Below are 16,098 nucleotides of genomic sequence, written 5' to 3' on the forward strand. Positions count from 1 at the left end.
GCACGATCGTGTCGATCCAGTCCATGTCGGGCCATGGCGGCCAGTCCTTCCTGACCGCGTACTCCACGAGCAAGGGGGCGCTCGCGATTCTCACCCGCAACGTCGCCTATTCGCTCCTCCCCGACCGCATCCGGGTGAACGGCCTGAACATCGGCTGGATGAACACGCCCGGCGAGCACGACATTCAGGCGAAGTACCATGATGCGCCGGCCGACTGGCTGGAGAAGGCAGTGAAGCAGCGTCCGTTCGGCCGCCTGCTCGATCCCAAGGAGGTGGCGCGCATGATCGCCTACCTCAGTTCCGACGAGAGCGGCCTGATGACCGGCTCGAACATCGACTTCGACCAGATCGTGATGGGCTGCGCCAACGACCCGCATCTGCCGACCACGCCGATCCCGGACCAGGGCTTCTGATCTGGCCGAACGGGAGCGGGCGTCCTAGCTCAAGCGGTAAGGGCCGTCTTGGGGCCGGGCCAACCGTCGTCGGGCCGGCAGGACTGTCGGCGAAGGAGTGAGGAGCGACATGCGGCTTACCTGGATCGTCGCAGGCATGGTGGCGCTGGCCGGCGCCAACGTCGCCTTGGCCGACAACATCGTCGAGACGTTCGACAACCCGGGCGGCGCGCTCGACGGGATCCTCACGCCCGGCCAGGACGGCCCCTGGACGCTCTCCATCGAGGACGGCATGGCCAGCCTCGAGAACGCCACGGACCCGAACGCGATCAAGTTCTACCGCGTGGAAAAGCTGCGGGGCGGTGCCTCGCCGGCCGGCGCTGCCGTGGCGGTGGACGTGGCTGGCGAGTTCCCGACCCGCAATTCCGGAGCCGGCATCCTCTACCAGCACGACCAGGCGACCCGCTCCTATCTCGCATTCGTCATCGGCAGCCGCCGCTGGACCCTCTACCAGCGCGGCGTCGAGGGCATGCGGCCGAGGCTGAGCGGCGAGCTGCCGCGGGGCAAGAACCCGGCGCGGCGCCTGCGCATCCAGCCGGACGGCGAGAACCTCGTGCTCGAGATCGACGGCCAGCCCATCGGCCGGGTCAGGATCGCCAACCTGCCCGGCTCCGCCGTCGGGATCGTCGGCGTGAGCAAGGGCCGGTTCACCTTCGACAACCTGGCAATCATCGAGGCCGGCGGGTAAGGCGGTTCATCGATACGGTCACCTGCCAGCGCGGCGTCCCGACGCATCGGCACCGCCACCTCGCCGAATCCCGTGTCCGTCACAACAAGCGGATCGCGCTGGGCCGCGCAAAGTATGCGGCGTCCAGTTTCCAGACCTGACGCAAAGATTGCGAGAGGCCCGCCCAAAGCTGCGAAAGCGGCAAAGGGTACGGCCGCCAGGTTCGATTCACCCACCGCCACCATTCCTGCTATCATGCCCGTTGGACTGTCGGGAAAGGCAGGAATGCCGGCCGCCACGCGAATCTCATTCTGCATGAACGAACCCGAGAACACGGCCGTTTTCAGGCAGTTGGCTTCCCGCTCAGCGCGCCAGCTCGGACTCCTCCGGGAACAGCTTGCGCAGTCCCTCCTCGCTGGCGTCGCTCACGCCGCGCTCGGTGATCAGGCCGGTCACGTACTTGGCCGGGGTGACGTCGAACGCCCAGTTGCCGCCGGGGCTGCCGGGGTTGGTGATCTGGACGGTGTGGATCTGCCCCTGTGCGTCGCGCCCGGTCACATGGGTGAGTTCGGCAGCACCCCGCTCCTCGATCTCGATCTCCTTCACCCCGTCCGCGATCCGCCAGTCGATCGTGGTGGACGGCAGCGCCACGTAGAACGGCACTCCGTTGTCGTGCGCCGCAAGGGCCTTGAGATAGGTGCCGATCTTGTTGGCCACGTCGCCCTTGCGGGTCGTCCGGTCGGTGCCGACGATGCAAAGGTCGACCTTGCCGTGCTGCATCAGGTGGCCGCCGACATTGTCGGCGATGATGGTGTGCGGCACCTCCTCGTGAAGGAGCTCGAACGCGGTGAGCGACGCGCCCTGGTTGCGCGGCCTGGTCTCGTCGACCCAGACATGGACGTCGATGCCCTGCTCGCGCGCGGCATAGATCGGCGCGGTCGCGGTGCCGCGGTCGATGGTGGCGAGCCAGCCGGCGTTACAGTGGGTGAGCATGTCGACGCGCCCGCCGCCCTTGCGGCGCGCAGCTTCCTCGATCAGCGCCAGCCCGTGCCGGCCGATCTGCTCGCAAAGGCCGACATCCTCGTCGCAGATAGCCGCCGCCTCGGCATAGGCCCGGTCGGCCCGGGACGAGGCCGGCTCGGCCAGCAGCACCCGGCGCATGCGCTCCAGGCCCCAGCGCAGGTTGACCGCGGTCGGCCGCGTGCACATCAGCCGCTGGTAGGCCTCCTCCACGCCCGCATCGGACGGATCGGCCAGCATGGCCAGCGCCATGCCGTAGGCGGCCGTCCCGCCGATCAAGGGCGCGCCGCGGACGAGCATGACCTCGATCGCGCGTGCCGCATCCTCGACATCGTCCAGCACCGCCGTCTCGAATCGGTGCGGAAGGGCCGTCTGGTCGATGATCTCGACGTCGTGCCGGTTCTTGCCCGTCCAGATCGTGCGGTAGGGTCTGCCGTTGATACGCATCTTGCTCTCGCCCGTGGGGTGCCGGTCGGCTCGCCGGGGTTAAGGCACCCGGTCAGCGCGATTGCAATCCGGACTATGGTCAGTTATTAGGGTTATCATCTTAAAAATGATGATCCGGAGCAAAGCCATGTCCGAAGCTCTCCGCCTGGGCGCCAAGGAGCCGGAGGTGAAGCGCCTGCAGGAGCGCCTGGCGCTGCGCGGCTTCCAGCCCGGCCGGACCGATGGCCTCTTCGGCGCCCGTACCGAGGCGGCCCTGCTGGCCTTCCAGCGCGCCCAGGGCCTGCTGCCCGACGGCGTCTATGGCCCGAGGACCAAGCTGCGCCTCGACCCCGCCTCGGTGATCCGCAAGGCGGAGCCGCTGCTGTTCATCACCGCCGACCTCGTCGCCGCGATGTTCCCTGCCACCCCGGTTGGCACGATCGCGCGCTTCCTCCCGATGATCCTGGCGGCACTCAAGGCGGCGGGGCTCGGCGACAAGCCGATGCTGCTGACGGCGCTGGCCACGATCCGCGCGGAGAGCGAAGGCTTCGCGCCCATCGCTGAGCAGGTGTCGCGCTTCAACACCTCGCCGAATGGTGCACCGTTCGACCTGTACGACCACCGCGCCGACCTCGGCAATCGTGGCCGGCCCGATGGCGAGCGCTATCGCGGCCGCGGCTTCGTGCAGCTGACCGGCCGGGCGAACTACACGCAGATCGGCAAGGCGCTGGGCCTTGGCCTGCAGCTCGTCCAGGAGCCGGCGCGGGCGCTGGAGCCGGAGATCGCGGCGCGGATCCTGGCCGCCTTCCTGAAGCCGCACGAGCGCGCCATCAAGGAAGCCGTCCTGGACGGCGACCTCGTCCGGATCCGCCGGATCGTCAACGGCGGCACCCACGGCCTCGACCGGTTCACCGACGCGTTCCTGCGCGGCTACCGCCTCCTCGAGGACCCGGTATGGCCGAGCGGCGCCCTCGATGCCGCCCTGGCGGCAAGGCCGGACCTTCGCCGGGCTTAGGAGCGGCGGAACCTCCTCGGAGCGGTCTGGTTCAGCGCTCAGTCTGTCCATCCAAGGAGTTTTCATGACCGCCATTCAAGACGCCCGCATCCTGATCATGGCGACCGACGGGTTCGAGCAGTCCGAGCTGCTGGTGCCGCGCGACCGGCTGCGCGAGGCCGGCGCCACCGTGGATGTCGCCTCGCCCGACGGCAGCGACATCCGCGGCTGGGACGAGAAGGACTGGGGCCAGAGCGTGCCGAGCGACCTGAAGATCAGCGACGCCAACATCGACCAGTACGACGCGCTGGTCCTGCCAGGCGGCCAGATCAACCCCGACAAGCTGCGCACCGACCAGGGTGCGGTGAACGTCGTGAAGCAGTTCCTTGCATCCGGCAAGATTGTGGCCGCCATCTGCCATGGCCCGTGGCTGCTGGTGGAGGCCGATGCCCTGCGCGGCCGCAAGGTGACCTCGTTCCAGTCGATCAATACCGACGTCGCCAATGCCGGCGGCCAGTGGGTCGACCTGGAAGTCGTGGTCGACAACGGCATCATCACGAGCCGCTCGCCCAAGGACCTCGATGCCTTCGTGTCGAAGATCATCGAGGAAGTGGGCGAAGGTCGGCACCAGCGCGCCGCCTGATCCTCAGGTGAAGCGGATCAGCGCCACGCCGCCGGCCAGCATGGCCACGCCCAGGAGCCGGGCGATCCCGATGCTGTGCACGGGCACGCCCAGCAGGCCGTAATGGTCGATCACGATCGAGGCGACGAGCTGGCCCGCAATGAAGATCGCGACCGTTGTGGCGGCGCCCAGCCGCGGCGTCGCGATCAGCGCGGCCAGGACGTAGAGGGCGCCGATCACGCCGCCGATCCACATCCAGGCGGGACCGGCGGCCAGGTCCCTGAAACTCGGCGCCGGCAGCCGGCCGGCCACCACCAGGACGAGCATCAGGCAGGTGCTGACGAACACCGAGATCAGGGCGCCATAGATGGGATGGCCGGCACGCGACGCCACGTGGGCGTTCAAGAGCGGCTGCATGGAGATGCCGGCCCCCATCACCGCGATCCACATGCCCAGCAACAACTCGATCACGTCCTAGCACTCCTCCGGCTCTCGCCTCCATCTGCCCCAGCCGCTAGGATGGGCGGGTCGCGTCCTTAGCTCAGCGGATAGAGCAACCGCCTTCTAAGCGGTAGGTCGCAGGTTCGATCCCTGCAGGGCGCGCCAAATCTCCATCACTCCAGAATGAAACTGAGAACGAGCCGGCTACGTCCGACGCGGGGTGGACGGCTTCCTGTCCGCTTCGGGCTTGATATTGGAAAAAGCCGCCGTTGGCGGAGTTCCGCCGGCTTTCCGGATTTGGATCGCGTTTCGAGAATCGGCGCCGACGCTTGGCCAAACCTTCATACGGCCCTGCTTTTCCGAAGCGTCTCCTTGAACAGTTCGAAGGCCGTCGTCCCCCTCCGGCCGGGGTAATAGAGGTGGTAGCCGGCGAACGGCTCGCACCACTGCTCCAGCAGGCGGGTGAGACGGCCATCGGCAATCGGCGCCGCCACCAGATCCTCCAGGATGTAGAGGATGCCGAAACCCTCAAGAGCGGCGGCCACCAGCAGATCACCGTCGTTGAACACAGGCCCACGGCCTGGCGTGACCGTCACAGCATGGCCGTCGCGCTCGAACGACCAGGGAGACAGGTCGCCCTGCGCGTCGCGGTACGCGAGACAGCGATGCGCCGTGAGGTCGGCGGGCTCCATCGGCGCCGGATGGTCGCTCAGATAGCCGGGAGCGGCCACCACTGCGACGCGAAGCGGAGGCCCGACCGCCAGCGCGATCATATCCTTCTCCAATCGCTCGCCGAGCCGGATGCCCGCATCGTAGCGGCCCGCCACGACGTCGGTCATCCCGCCCTCCACGCACACCTCCACCTCGATGCCGGGGTAGCGCCGCATGAAGGACGGGAGCATCGGCCACAGCAACGTGTCGGCGGCGTGTTTGCCCGTCGTGATCCGGACGGTACCGATCGCCGCCCCGCGTGCCTGGGACAGCGCCTCGATCTCGTCGTCCAGCCCGGCCAGTGCCGGCGACAGGGTGGCGAGCAAACGCTCGCCGGCAGCGGTCGGGGCAACGCTGCGCGTCGTGCGGGAGAGTAGGCGAAAACCGAGTTGGCGTTCCAGCCGCTTCATGGTCTGGCTCAACGCCGACTGCGTGACTCCCAGCCGCCTCGCGGCACGCGTGAAGCTGCGGTCGGAGGCGATCGCCGCGAACACGGCGAGGTCGCCGAACTGATCTGGACGCATTGATGATCCCGCTACTGGGGCCTATTACTAATTAGACCATTATCCTGATAAGTTAGCATGACTAACTAGCCAGTCACAGTGGAATGAACCTGGAGCAGACGATGGGCAAGGTTTGGCTAGTGACGGGCGCAAGCCGTGGACTTGGACGCGAGATCACGCACGCGGCGCTCGATGCGGGCGAAACGGTAGTGGCAACGGCGCGATCCGCCGACGCAGTGCGCGATGCCTGCGGGGGCGAACACGATCGCCTGCACGTCCTCGCGCTCGATATCACCGACGCCGAAGCCGCGAACTCGGTCGCCGCCGAGACCACCGAGCGGTTCGGTGCGATCGACGTGCTGGTCAACAATGCCGGCTATGCCGAACTGGGTTTCTTCGAGACCTTCACCGATGCGGCAGTGCGGCGTCAGTTTGAGGTCAACCTGTTCGGCACGATGAACGTCGTGCGCGCGGTCGCCCCCCACATGCGTGAGCGTCGCTCAGGCCTCATCGTCACCATCTCGTCTGTCAGCGGGCTGGTCTCCAACAGCGGGGGGGCGGTCTACTCCGCGTCGAAGTTCGCGGTCGAGGGATGGATGGAGGGCTTTGCGCAGGAACTCGCCCCATTGGGCGTCCGCTCGCTCCTGGTCGAGCCGGGGATGCTGCGCACCGACTTCATGGATCGGAAGTCGGCGAGCTTCGGCAGCATCGACATTCCAGACTATGCAGAGGCGATCGCGCAGTATCGCGCGTTCGTGGAGGGGCCAACGGCAAACAGCCGGGCGATCCGAAGCTGCTCGCCGCGCGGATCGTAGCGCTGGCTTCGCAGGGCGAGACGCCAGCGCGGTTTGTGTTCGGCGACGACGCCCGGCAGTGGGCCGGCGCGAAGGTCGACCGATTGCGGCAGGAGATCGCCCAGTCCGCCGATCGCGGCTGACGCGACAGATCAAGGCGCCGGCAAGGGAGGTGATTGCTCGATCCCAGCAGTGATTCTCGGGCGCTTCCCAGAAACAAACCCCAACGGGACGGCATTCCGAAATGGCTGAGCCGAGATGGAGACACGGAAGTATCTCTGCCGTTCGAATGACCGCTTCGGAAGACGCCAGAGGCATCGAAACGCAGTAGATGAGGTCGACTCCTGCCAAATTCCGGTCACGGTGTGCTTTGCGGCGCTGAACGGTAGCGATGGTGGAAAGCGGAATGGCGGCCTTTCGTAAAAGTAGCGCGTGGCCGATGGCTGATGATGGCCGCCGCAGGCGCAAATCGTATGGCGCTTCCGAAATTACATGTTGCAGACAATCACATAACTGTGCCCAGCTTCATCCTCTCGGGTGCGCCATTTCCGGCCGGCGCCGAGGTAGCGCGCGAGCCTGCCCGTGTCGATGTCGAGCCGCCTCCACGGACCCGCCGGTTGCCGCAGCATCCTGCGGAAGCTATCCACTCAGCCGCGTGCGCGTCCTGCCCGCCTTGTCATCGGCATCGGAGACTGTTGTCAGCATGCGCCTCCACATCAGGCTGAACCTGCTCGGAACCTGCTGCCTGCTCGTGCTCGGCGCCAGCGCGGCCATGGCGGCGGACAACCCGCTCGACTGTGCCGCCCCCGACGGACCCATCGAGAACCTGATCTGCAGCGAGCAGGCGTTGCTGGCCGCCGACGTGGAACTGCAGGCGACCTACGCAGCCGCCCTTGCCAAGGTGAAGGATGACCCGACCGAGTCCGAGTGGCTGCAGAGGAACCAGCAGCGCTGGGTCGTCGAAGCGCGCGACGGCTGCGCCGTGGAGGAGGAGACGCGCGCCTGCGTGGCGTCCATGTATGCCGACCGGCTGAGCGAGCTTCAGACGGCCTATGCGCTCGTGCAGACCAGGGCGCCCATGACCTTTCGCTGCGACGACGACCCCAGCCTGCCCTTGACGGCGACGATCTACGAGACCCAGCCGCTCACGGTCCGGCTGGAGCGGGATGGCGCCATGCTCGAAGCCTACGAGGTCCCCACCGAGAGCGGGATGCGCTTCGAAGCCGAGGATGTGCTGTTCGCCAGCGACGGCGAGGAGGCGCAGATCCTGTGGATCGCGAGCGAGCTCCACTGCAAGGCCGAACCCGCTGGATGAGCAGGGCCGCCCGCACGGTCGTCGCGCGCTGGCAGGGCTGGGACGACGGCTCGATCGAGCATCTGGTGCTGACGATCGGCGAGGATGGCGTTGTCGCCGAGGGCATGCATGTGAGTGCACCAGCCCAAGCCTATGCTGCCCGTTACCGGATCGCCTGCAGCCCGGACTGGCGCACCCGAGAGCTGGAGTGCGGGCTGGCTGGCGGGGGCGGGCGGCGGCTGACGGCCGATGGGGCGGGCAGCTGGTGGGACGAGGCCGGCCGGCCCATGGAAGACCTGGCCGGTGCCATCGATCCGGATCTGTCGATCTCCCCGTTCACCAACACCCTGCCCATCCGCCGCCTGGACACGTCCCCGGGCCAAGGCACCGAGATCGTCACGGCGTGGGTGTCCTTCCCGGACCTTTCCATCCACGCCGACCCGCAGCGCTACACCTGCCTGGAGCGAGGCAGGCGGTGGCGCTACGACTCGCGCGATTCCGACTTCACCCGCGAGATCGAGGTTGACGGCGACGGACTCGTCGTCACCTATCCCGGCCTATTCCGCAGGATCCTCTGACACCTGCCATCGTGATGATCAGACGAGCTTCCGCTTCAGGAAGTCCGCCACCTCCGCGATCTGCCGGTCCGCGTCCGGCAGCATCCGGCTGAACATGATGCAGGCGTGGGTGACGCCCTTCCATAGGCTGTACTCCACCTCCACCCCGGTGGTCTTGAGCTTCGGGACGATCTGATCGGTGTCGTCCTTCAGGCAGTCCAGCTCCGCCGCGGATAGGTAGAGCGGCGGCAGGCCGCTGAAGTCCTTCGCATGCAGGGGCGCCGCATAGGGATTTTGCCGCTGGCTCATGTCGGGCACATACGCGTTCCAGAACCACTCCATGGTGGCGGTGGACAAGAGGTAGGCGCCACCTCCCCAGGCCCGGTGCGACTCGGTGGTGTGGTCGTCCGCATAGACCCCATAGATCAGGCCGCCAGCCTTCAGCCTGGGTCCACCCTCGTCGCGCAGCTTCAGCAGAGTGGCCAGGGAGAGATTGGCACCGGCGCTGTCGCCGGCCACTGCCATGCGCTCCGGGTCGATGCCGAACCGCTCAGCCTGCGCATGAATGGCGCGCACGGCCGCCACGCAATCCTCGAGCGGTGCTGGGAACGGAAACTCCGGGGCCATGACATAGTCCACGCTCACGACCCGCAGACCGCTGGCGTTCGCCAGCCTGCGACAGACGCCGTCATGCGTGTCCAGGGAGCAGATCACCCAGCCGCCGCCATGCAGGTAGATGATCGCGGGCCCCGTCTCGGCCGCACCTTCGGGGACGTAGAGCCGGACCGGCACAGGCCTGGGGCTGGCCTCCAGTACGATGTCCTCCACCTTCGCTACCGGCGGATTGCCTTCGTTCCAGAAGGCGTTGCGCTCGACCGACAGCCGCCGCGCCTCGGCGTGGGGGTAGTTCTCCCAAGGCGGCAGGTTCTCCTGCTCCACCATGTTCAAGATTGCCGCCATCTCCGGCGTCGGCGCCACCGCCATGCCTGCCTCCCACTCGAACCGTGTGGGCAAAAGGCTGGCATGTGGCGCCGACAGGGGCAACGGCCCGGATCGACGCTCTAGTCGAAGATTCGGCCGAGGATGCCGCCAAACGGGCTGATGATGATGACGTCGCGTCGGTCTTGGTGGTGCTTGCGGGACCAACGGCGCTGCTGTCTGCGCCACTCCCGACGGTCATGCCGGCTCCATCCGCGATCTCGGTCACGGTGACCGTGGAGCCGGGACCGCGGATGATCACGGAAATGCTCGCGCCGGGAACGGCGGTCGCGGTTCCAGCCGCGGCCGCGCTCATCGCGGTCCCAGACCCGTGGGTCGACGCCGCGGCGTGTTCCAACGGAGCCGCGGTCGTCGCCTCTCCACCCGCGATCGTGCGATCGCTCTCGTCCGTCGGCGAATGCTGGCGCCGCCATCAGCAGCGCCAGGAGCGCCAGAGCGGTTGGCTTGATGGCCTTCATCTCGTCCTCCTCCGGCCACAGGAGCCGGTCATTCATGAGGAGACTGTCTAGCATGCGTGCCCTGACCGGCTTCTGAACGGCATTGTCAGCATGTGTTCAGCTTCGGAGTTGCATAAGCTGCCGCCATGCGCTGGAAGCAGATCGTGGCGAGCTCCGTCTTGATGGCAGCCCTGGACCTGGGCTCGCACGCCCATGCGCAGTCGAGCGACCTGATCCAGCCGTTCGCTGGCCCTGCCAGAGGCGTCGACGACCTCCTCGACGGCAATAGCCGCAATCCTTTCGACCAGAGCGAAGCTGGCGAGGCCCGCCGGGCAGGCCAGATCCTGCCGATGTGGGAAGTGATCCATCGGTTGGGGCCCGAACTGCGTGGGCAGGTGGTTGCCACCGACATCACCCGCCGGAGCGGACGCTGGCTCTATGAGTTTCAGGTGCTGCGAGCGGACGGACGGCTCGTCCGGGTGTGGGCGGATGCCGCTACGGGCGAGCTGGTGGGCTCGGGCCGCTAGGAGACCATCTTGAAGATCCTGGTGATCGAAGATGAAGATGCCATCGCCAGCCGGCTCGAGCGTGGCCTGCAGGGAGCGGGCTATGTGGTGGAACGTGCCGCCGACGGTGAGGACGCATTGTTCCGGGCGACCGAGGAGGATTTCGCGGCCATTGTCCTGGACCTGGGCCTGCCGGTCCTGGACGGCCTCTCGCTCCTGCGCCGCCTGCGCGCCGCCGGCCGGGCCACGCCGGTCCTGGTCGTGAGTGCCCGCGGGAGCTGGAGCGAGCGGGTCGAAGGCATCGACGCCGGTGCGGACGACTATCTGGGAAAGCCGTTCCGCATGGAGGAGGTGGTGGCGCGGGTCCGCGCCCTGGTGCGGCGCGCCCACGGCCATTTCCATCCGGTTCTGTCCGTCCACGGCATCGACCTCGACACCCGTACCCGGACCGTCACTGTCGATGGCGGCGCCGTTGCGCTGACCGCATCAGAGTACCGCCTCTTGCACCTGCTCATGCAGAATGCCGGCCGGGTGATGAGCCGGCAGGAACTGGCCGACCAGCTCTATGCCGAGCACGAGGAACGCGAGTCGAACACGCTGGAGGTCCTGATCGGCCGCCTGCGGCGCAAGGTCGGCGACGAGGCGATCCGGACGCGTCGCGGCCAGGGGTACGTGATCGAGACCGAAAGCGGGCAGGCTTGATCCGCCACTCGCTGAAGCTCCGCCTGATCCTGGGCTCGGCGATCTGGATTGCCATTGCGCTGGTGGCAGCCGGCATCGCCTTGCAGTGGTTCTTCCGCGACGTGGCGGAGCGGCGCCTGGAAGAAGAGCTTGTCCGCCACCTCAACCAGCTGACCGGCCGCATTGCGCTGGACGAGAAGGGCAAGGTGCGCCTGAGCATCCCCCTGAGCGACCCACGGTTTGGCACGCCGTTCTCGGGTCTCTATTATGTCGTGGTGGACCGTGACGGCACCGTTCTCCGGTCGCGCTCCTTATGGGACACGGAGATCGTCCTGCCGGAAACGGCGCCGCGTGAAGGCGAAACGGTTGGCTACAACCTGATCGCCAATGGGGCGGGGCCGATCCGCGTCGTGGATCGCACGATACGTCTCTACGACGTGGAGGGGACGGCAAGGCTTGCCGTGGCCGGGAGCATCGGTCCCATCGTGAGCGATGTTGCCGAGTTCACCCGCTTCCTGATCACCAGCCTGCTGATCCTGGCGGTCCTCCTGGTCGCGGCAGCCTCACTGTCTGCCGCCGTCGGGGTGCTGCCGCTCGACCGCCTGGGACGGGAAGTGGCGCGGATCCGCAAGCGGGAGGCCGAGCAGGTCGGGACTGACGTGCCGGCTGAGGTCGCTCCTCTGGTGGACGAACTGAACGGACTGCTGGCCGACAACCGGGCGATGGTCGAGCGTGCGCAGAAGGATGCGGGTGACCTTGCCCATGGCCTGAAAACGCCGCTGACCATCCTGGGCCACGAGGCGGAGGCATTGGCAGATGCTGGCCAAGTGGAGTGGGGTGAGCGATTGCAGGCGCAGGTGGAGCGGATGCGGCGGCGAATCGACCAGCAGCTGGCGGCCGCCCGCGCCCATGCCCGCGCCCGGCAGGGCAACGAGGCCGAGGTGGCCCCGCTGGTGGCGGGGCTGATCCAGGTGCTGCGCCCGCTCGCGGCTAGGCGCAACCTGCTCCTGGTCCAGGACGTGCAGGCCGGGCTGATGTTCGGCGGTGCCAGGGAAGACCTGGAGGAGATGCTGGGCAACCTCATGGAGAACGCGGTCAAGTGGGCCCGCAGCAGCGTGAAGATCCGGGGTAGCCGGGACGGAGACGTCATCCTGCTGACGGTCGCCGATGACGGACCCGGTCTTTCCGAGGGAGATGCGGCTCGCATCCTGGAGCGGGGTACCCGACTCGACGAGCAGACGCCCGGCACCGGCCTCGGCCTGTCCATCGTGGGCGATCTCGTCGAGGCCTATGGCGGCGGCTTGGTCCTTGGTCGATCGCCAAGCGGTGGCCTTGCGGCGACGCTGCGGCTGCCTGGCGCAGTGCCCGGCGGCCTGTCGACATCCAGGCCGGCTTGACAGCATCGCCCGTCGCTCCTACCTGCAGCCCGCGTGGCGGCGTAGCTCAGTGGTAGAGCAAAGGACTCATAAGCCTTGGGTCGGGGGTTCAAATCCCTCCGCCGCTACCAACCTCCCCGGACAAATCTGTTGAAGGCCGACCGCACCGGTTTCCTGGCGGGCCTGCTGGCCTATTCGCTCTGGGGCCTCTATCCGTTCTACTTCAAGGCGCTGCACGACGTCTCCAGCGTCGAGATCCTCGCCCACCGCATCGTATGGTCGCTGGCGATGCTGGCGCCATTCCTGCTCATGAACGACGTCCGTACCGATGTGCGCAGGGTGCTCGGCACGCCCAAGCTGCTGCTCGGCATGGTCGTGTCGACCCTGATCATCTCCAGCAACTGGCTGGTCTATGTGCTGGCCGTCCAAGGTGGCCATGTGCTGGAGGCGAGCCTTGGCTATTTCCTGTCGCCACTGACCTTCATCGTGCTGGCCCTGATCGTCCTGCGCGAACGCCTCCGCCCGCTGCAGTGGCTGGCCGTTGGCATCGCCGCTGCAGGTGTGCTTTGGATGATCATCCATGCCGGGGTTGTACCGAAGATCGCCCTGTTCCTGGGTATCTCGTTCTCGGTCTATGGCCTCCTGCGCAAACGCCTGCCGGTCGGCCCGATCGCAGGGCTGTTCCTGGAATGCCTGTTCGCGACGCCCCTGGCCGCCGTCCTGTTCTGGTACACGCAGAGCCAAGAAGGAATCGCCTTCCTCCGGAACGGATGGTTCACCGATCTTCTGATCCTGCTCGCTGGCTTCGTCACGGTGGGACCGCTCTGGCTGTTCAACGTGGCCGCTAAGCGCCTGCCGCTCGCGACGATCGGCATGCTCCAGTACATCGCGCCGACCTTGCTGTTCCTGTTCGGCGCCTTTGCGTTCGACGAACCGACGGATGGCGGCCGCCTCATCGGCTTTGCCGCGATCTGGCTTGCCCTGGCCTGCTACACCACGGACGCCCTGCGCGGCACGAAAGCAGCACGCACTTCGTAACAATATGTATCCAGACAGTCGAATCCCAGTTGCGGCAATTGTTACAGCGCATACTCTACCGGCAAGAAGATGAGCCCGTTCAATGGGTTGCTCAACTTGAGGTGGAGAGCGCGCGATGCTTCTCGATACCATGTTGCAGCGGTTTGTGAAGGTCGGCGAGCTTACGATCGTCGATGCTGCCGGCAGCCATAGGCGCTGGCGAGGTGCCGAGCAGGGACCTGTCGTCAAGATTCGCTTTAAGGATCCCAGGGTGGAGCGCGATCTCCTGATGGATCCGGAACTGGGCATCTGCGAAGCCTACATGGACGACCGGATCGAGATCATTGACGGCACGCTCTACGGGTTTTTCGACTTCTGCGTGATCAACGCCGAGATCCAGTATGCAGCCGCGCGTGGTACGCTCCTGGAGAGGGCGAGGCTCACTCTTCGCAAGATCCAGCAGCACAATCCGATCGGCAAGGCGCAGAAGAACGTCGCCCATCACTATGATCTGACCGACGAGTTCTACCGGCTCTTCCTCGACGAAGACCAGCAGTACTCCTGTTCCTATTTCCCCTCGCCCGACTTGAGCCTCGAAGAGAGTCAGATCCTCAAGAAGCGGCACATCGCAGCTAAGCTTCTACTCCAGCCCGGGCAGAAGGTGCTCGACATCGGTTCCGGCTGGGGCGGCCTGGGCCTGACGATAGCCGAGTTGGCCGAGGTCGACGTCACCGGCGTCACGCTGTCGGAGCGGCAGCACGAAATCAGCAACGAGCGTGCCCGCAACAGGGGCGTGACCGATCGCGTCAGGTTCCTTCTGCAGGACTACCGTCACCTGCGCGAGCGTTTCGACCGGATCGTGTCGGTCGGCATGTTCGAGCATGTCGGCGTCCATCACTATGACGAGTACTTCCAGAAGGCGGGAGATCTTCTGGCATCTGACGGCGTGATGCTCGTCCACTCTATCGGCCGCATGGAAGGCCCGAGCTGGACGTCTTCCTTCATCCGCAAGTACATCTTCCCAGGTGGCTACATCCCCGCGTTGTCCGAGGTACTTCCCTCAATCGAACGGGCAGGTTTGTGGGTCACGGATATCGAGATCCTGCGTCTCCACTACGCAGATACGCTCCGCCACTGGCGCGAGCGCTTCATGGCCCGCCGCGACGAGGCCAAGGCGCTCTATGACGAGCGCTTCTGCCGGATGTGGGAAATCTACCTGATCGGCTCGGAGCTGTTCTTCCGGCGGCAGGGTGGAATGGTGTTCCAGATCCAGTTGGCCAAGGACCGGAACGCCGTGCCGCTGACCCGCGACTACATGGTGGACACCGAGCGCGCTTGGCGCTGTGCGGATCGCTCGGCCAATATCCGGACGGTTGGCGGCCGCAAGGCGGCGTGAGCGGGATGCCGTTACCTGGAGCAGACTGCGTCAATGTTCGGCAGGTGAACAGGAGCCTGCCGAACTTCCGTCGATAAGTTCCCGCAATTCCTGCACTGGCACGAGCATTGCTGCAGTGCGGGGGCAGAGCGCCCGCCAGATGGTTCGGCTGGGCCAACGTTGGGAATGAACAATATGCAGTTCGATCGGCGTAGCCTGCTGCGCAATTCGGCGCTTGCCCTGGGCACGGTCGCGGCACCGGCCATCATTCACCGCGAGGCCCGGGCCCAGGAAGAGGTAATCAAGGTCGCCGGCATCCACGATGCCTCGGGCGGCCTCGACATCTACGGCCAGCCGATGATTGCGACGCTGAATTTCGCGGTCGAGGAACTGAACGCGGCGGGCGGCCTGCTCGGCAAGCAGGTGCAACTGATCAACTACGATCCTCAGTCGAACATCCAGCTCTACACCCAGTTCGCGACGCAGGCGGCCACGCGCGACAAGGTCGCCGTCGTGCATGGCGGCATCACCTCCGCCTCCCGTGAAGCTATTCGCCCGATCCTCAAGCGGTTCCAGACGCTCTACTTCTACAATACCCAGTATGAAGGCGGCGTCTGCGACCGCAACATCTTCTGCATGGGCTCGGGCCCGGCGCAGAACGTGACCAAGCTCGTGCCCTACGTGATGAATAAATGGGGCAAGAAGATCTATGTCCTGGCGGCCGACTACAATTACGGGCAGATCACGGCAAAGTGGGTCAAGAAGTACACGACGGAGAATGGCGGCGAGATCCTCGCTGATGAGTATTTTCCGCTCGACGTGACCGACTTCGGGCCGACCATCCGCAAGATCCAGGCGGCCAAGCCGGATATCGTCATGTCACTGCTGGTCGGCGGCGCGCATGTCTCCTTCTACCGCCAGTGGGCGGCGGCCGGGATGAACAAGGAAATCCCGATGGCCTCGACCACGTTCGGCGGCGGCAACGAGAGCAAGCTCCTTTCGCCGGAAGAGGGTGACGGCATCACGGCGGCGTTCGCTTATTTCCAGGAGATCGCCACGCCGGCGAACAAGGCCTTCCTGGAGAAATTCCACGCCAAGCTTGGTCCAAATGCGCCCTACCTGGGCGCCGAACTCGCCATGATGACCTACCATGGCTTCAACATCTGGGCGGACGGCGTGAGGAAGGCGGGCTCGATCGACCGGATGGCGGTGATCGAGGCACTGGA

The 16,098-nt window shown here is 66.2% G+C and carries 18 protein-coding genes and 2 tRNA genes; 15 read left to right on the forward strand and 5 right to left on the reverse strand.

The genetic code is table 11. The features are described 5' to 3' along the window. Positions 1–413, forward strand: a 413-nt coding sequence (locus VHL31_RS23740; protein ID WP_329663726.1) for an SDR family oxidoreductase, incomplete at its 5' end; no start/stop codon positions are given. A gap of 109 nt (positions 414–522) precedes the next feature. Beyond that, the gene (locus VHL31_RS23745) at positions 523–1,140 is read left to right on the forward strand and encodes a hypothetical protein (RefSeq protein ID WP_329663727.1); all 618 of its coding nucleotides are present in this window, start codon (positions 523–525) and stop codon (positions 1,138–1,140) included. A 342-nt stretch (positions 1,141–1,482) separates the two neighbouring features. Here VHL31_RS23745 and mtnA read toward each other — a convergent pair whose 3' ends face one another. Further along, complete coding sequence (gene mtnA / locus VHL31_RS23750; protein ID WP_329663728.1) at positions 1,483–2,586, reverse strand: S-methyl-5-thioribose-1-phosphate isomerase; 1,104 nt, start codon at positions 2,584–2,586, stop codon at positions 1,483–1,485. A gap of 127 nt (positions 2,587–2,713) precedes the next feature. Here mtnA and VHL31_RS23755 point away from each other — a divergent pair, with 127 nt between their 5' ends. Beyond that, a complete protein-coding gene (locus tag VHL31_RS23755) occupies positions 2,714–3,580 on the forward strand; it encodes a peptidoglycan-binding protein (RefSeq protein ID WP_329663729.1) in 867 nt (288 codons plus the stop codon). A gap of 64 nt (positions 3,581–3,644) precedes the next feature. Then, complete coding sequence (locus VHL31_RS23760) at positions 3,645–4,202, forward strand: type 1 glutamine amidotransferase domain-containing protein (protein WP_329663730.1); 558 nt, start codon at positions 3,645–3,647, stop codon at positions 4,200–4,202. Positions 4,203–4,205: 3 nt separating this feature from the next. Here the strand turns inward: VHL31_RS23760 and VHL31_RS23765 are convergent, their stop codons facing one another. Further along, on the reverse strand, positions 4,206–4,652 hold the full coding sequence (locus VHL31_RS23765) for a DMT family transporter (RefSeq protein WP_329663731.1): 447 nt from the start codon (positions 4,650–4,652) through the stop codon (positions 4,206–4,208). 59 nt (positions 4,653–4,711) lie between these two features. Here VHL31_RS23765 and VHL31_RS23770 point away from each other — a divergent pair. After that, positions 4,712–4,787 (forward strand) — tRNA-Arg (locus VHL31_RS23770). 176 nt (positions 4,788–4,963) lie between these two features. Here the strand turns inward: VHL31_RS23770 and VHL31_RS23775 are convergent. After that, on the reverse strand, positions 4,964–5,857 hold the full coding sequence (locus VHL31_RS23775) for a LysR family transcriptional regulator (protein WP_349262536.1): 894 nt from the start codon (positions 5,855–5,857) through the stop codon (positions 4,964–4,966). 101 nt (positions 5,858–5,958) lie between these two features. Here VHL31_RS23775 and VHL31_RS23780 point away from each other — a divergent pair, with 101 nt between their 5' ends. The 3 genes from VHL31_RS23780 to VHL31_RS23790 all read left to right on the forward strand — a co-directional run bounded on the left by VHL31_RS23780 (position 5,959) and on the right by VHL31_RS23790 (position 8,502). After that, a complete protein-coding gene (locus VHL31_RS23780; RefSeq protein ID WP_329663733.1) occupies positions 5,959–6,651 on the forward strand; it encodes an SDR family oxidoreductase in 693 nt (230 codons plus the stop codon). 682 nt (positions 6,652–7,333) lie between these two features. Continuing rightward, positions 7,334–7,945 (forward strand): MliC family protein, encoded by a 612-nt coding sequence (locus tag VHL31_RS23785; RefSeq protein WP_329663734.1) that lies wholly within the window; start codon positions 7,334–7,336, stop codon positions 7,943–7,945. Continuing rightward, a complete protein-coding gene (locus VHL31_RS23790) occupies positions 7,942–8,502 on the forward strand; it encodes a putative glycolipid-binding domain-containing protein (RefSeq protein ID WP_329663735.1) in 561 nt (186 codons plus the stop codon). The genes VHL31_RS23785 and VHL31_RS23790 overlap by 4 nt, the downstream gene beginning before the upstream one ends. Before the next feature lie 18 nt (positions 8,503–8,520). Here the strand turns inward: VHL31_RS23790 and VHL31_RS23795 are convergent, their stop codons facing one another. After that, on the reverse strand, positions 8,521–9,465 hold the full coding sequence (locus tag VHL31_RS23795) for an alpha/beta hydrolase (RefSeq protein ID WP_329663736.1): 945 nt from the start codon (positions 9,463–9,465) through the stop codon (positions 8,521–8,523). Positions 9,466–9,542: 77 nt separating this feature from the next. Next, a complete protein-coding gene (locus VHL31_RS23800; RefSeq protein ID WP_329663737.1) occupies positions 9,543–9,938 on the reverse strand; it encodes a hypothetical protein in 396 nt (131 codons plus the stop codon). Between the two features lie 143 nt (positions 9,939–10,081). On the opposite strand from VHL31_RS23800, the gene VHL31_RS23805 reads away from it, so the two are divergent. The 7 genes from VHL31_RS23805 to VHL31_RS23835 form a co-directional block, all read left to right on the forward strand. Further along, a complete protein-coding gene (locus tag VHL31_RS23805) occupies positions 10,082–10,444 on the forward strand; it encodes a hypothetical protein (protein WP_329663738.1) in 363 nt (120 codons plus the stop codon). A 9-nt stretch (positions 10,445–10,453) separates the two neighbouring features. Continuing rightward, positions 10,454–11,125 carry a response regulator transcription factor gene (locus tag VHL31_RS23810; RefSeq protein ID WP_329663739.1) on the forward strand — a complete coding sequence of 224 codons (672 nt, stop codon included), beginning with the start codon at positions 10,454–10,456 and terminating at the stop codon, positions 11,123–11,125. Beyond that, positions 11,122–12,501 (forward strand): HAMP domain-containing sensor histidine kinase, encoded by a 1,380-nt coding sequence (locus VHL31_RS23815; RefSeq protein ID WP_329663740.1) that lies wholly within the window; start codon positions 11,122–11,124, stop codon positions 12,499–12,501. The genes VHL31_RS23810 and VHL31_RS23815 overlap by 4 nt, the downstream gene beginning before the upstream one ends. A 35-nt stretch (positions 12,502–12,536) precedes the next feature. Continuing rightward, positions 12,537–12,611 (forward strand) — tRNA-Met (locus VHL31_RS23820). 19 nt (positions 12,612–12,630) lie between these two features. Next, positions 12,631–13,518, forward strand: a complete 888-nt coding sequence (gene rarD, locus VHL31_RS23825; protein WP_329663741.1) for an EamA family transporter RarD — start codon at positions 12,631–12,633, stop codon at positions 13,516–13,518. A gap of 115 nt (positions 13,519–13,633) precedes the next feature. Further along, positions 13,634–14,893: a cyclopropane-fatty-acyl-phospholipid synthase family protein gene (locus VHL31_RS23830; protein ID WP_329663742.1), complete on the forward strand. Its 1,260-nt coding sequence runs from the start codon at positions 13,634–13,636 to the stop codon at positions 14,891–14,893. A gap of 174 nt (positions 14,894–15,067) precedes the next feature. Next, a partial coding sequence (locus VHL31_RS23835; protein ID WP_329663743.1) for a transporter substrate-binding protein occupies positions 15,068–16,098 on the forward strand: 1,031 nt, incomplete at its 3' end.

It is taken from the genome of Geminicoccus sp. (assembly GCF_036263595.1).
Lineage (GTDB): Bacteria > Pseudomonadota > Alphaproteobacteria > Geminicoccales > Geminicoccaceae > Geminicoccus.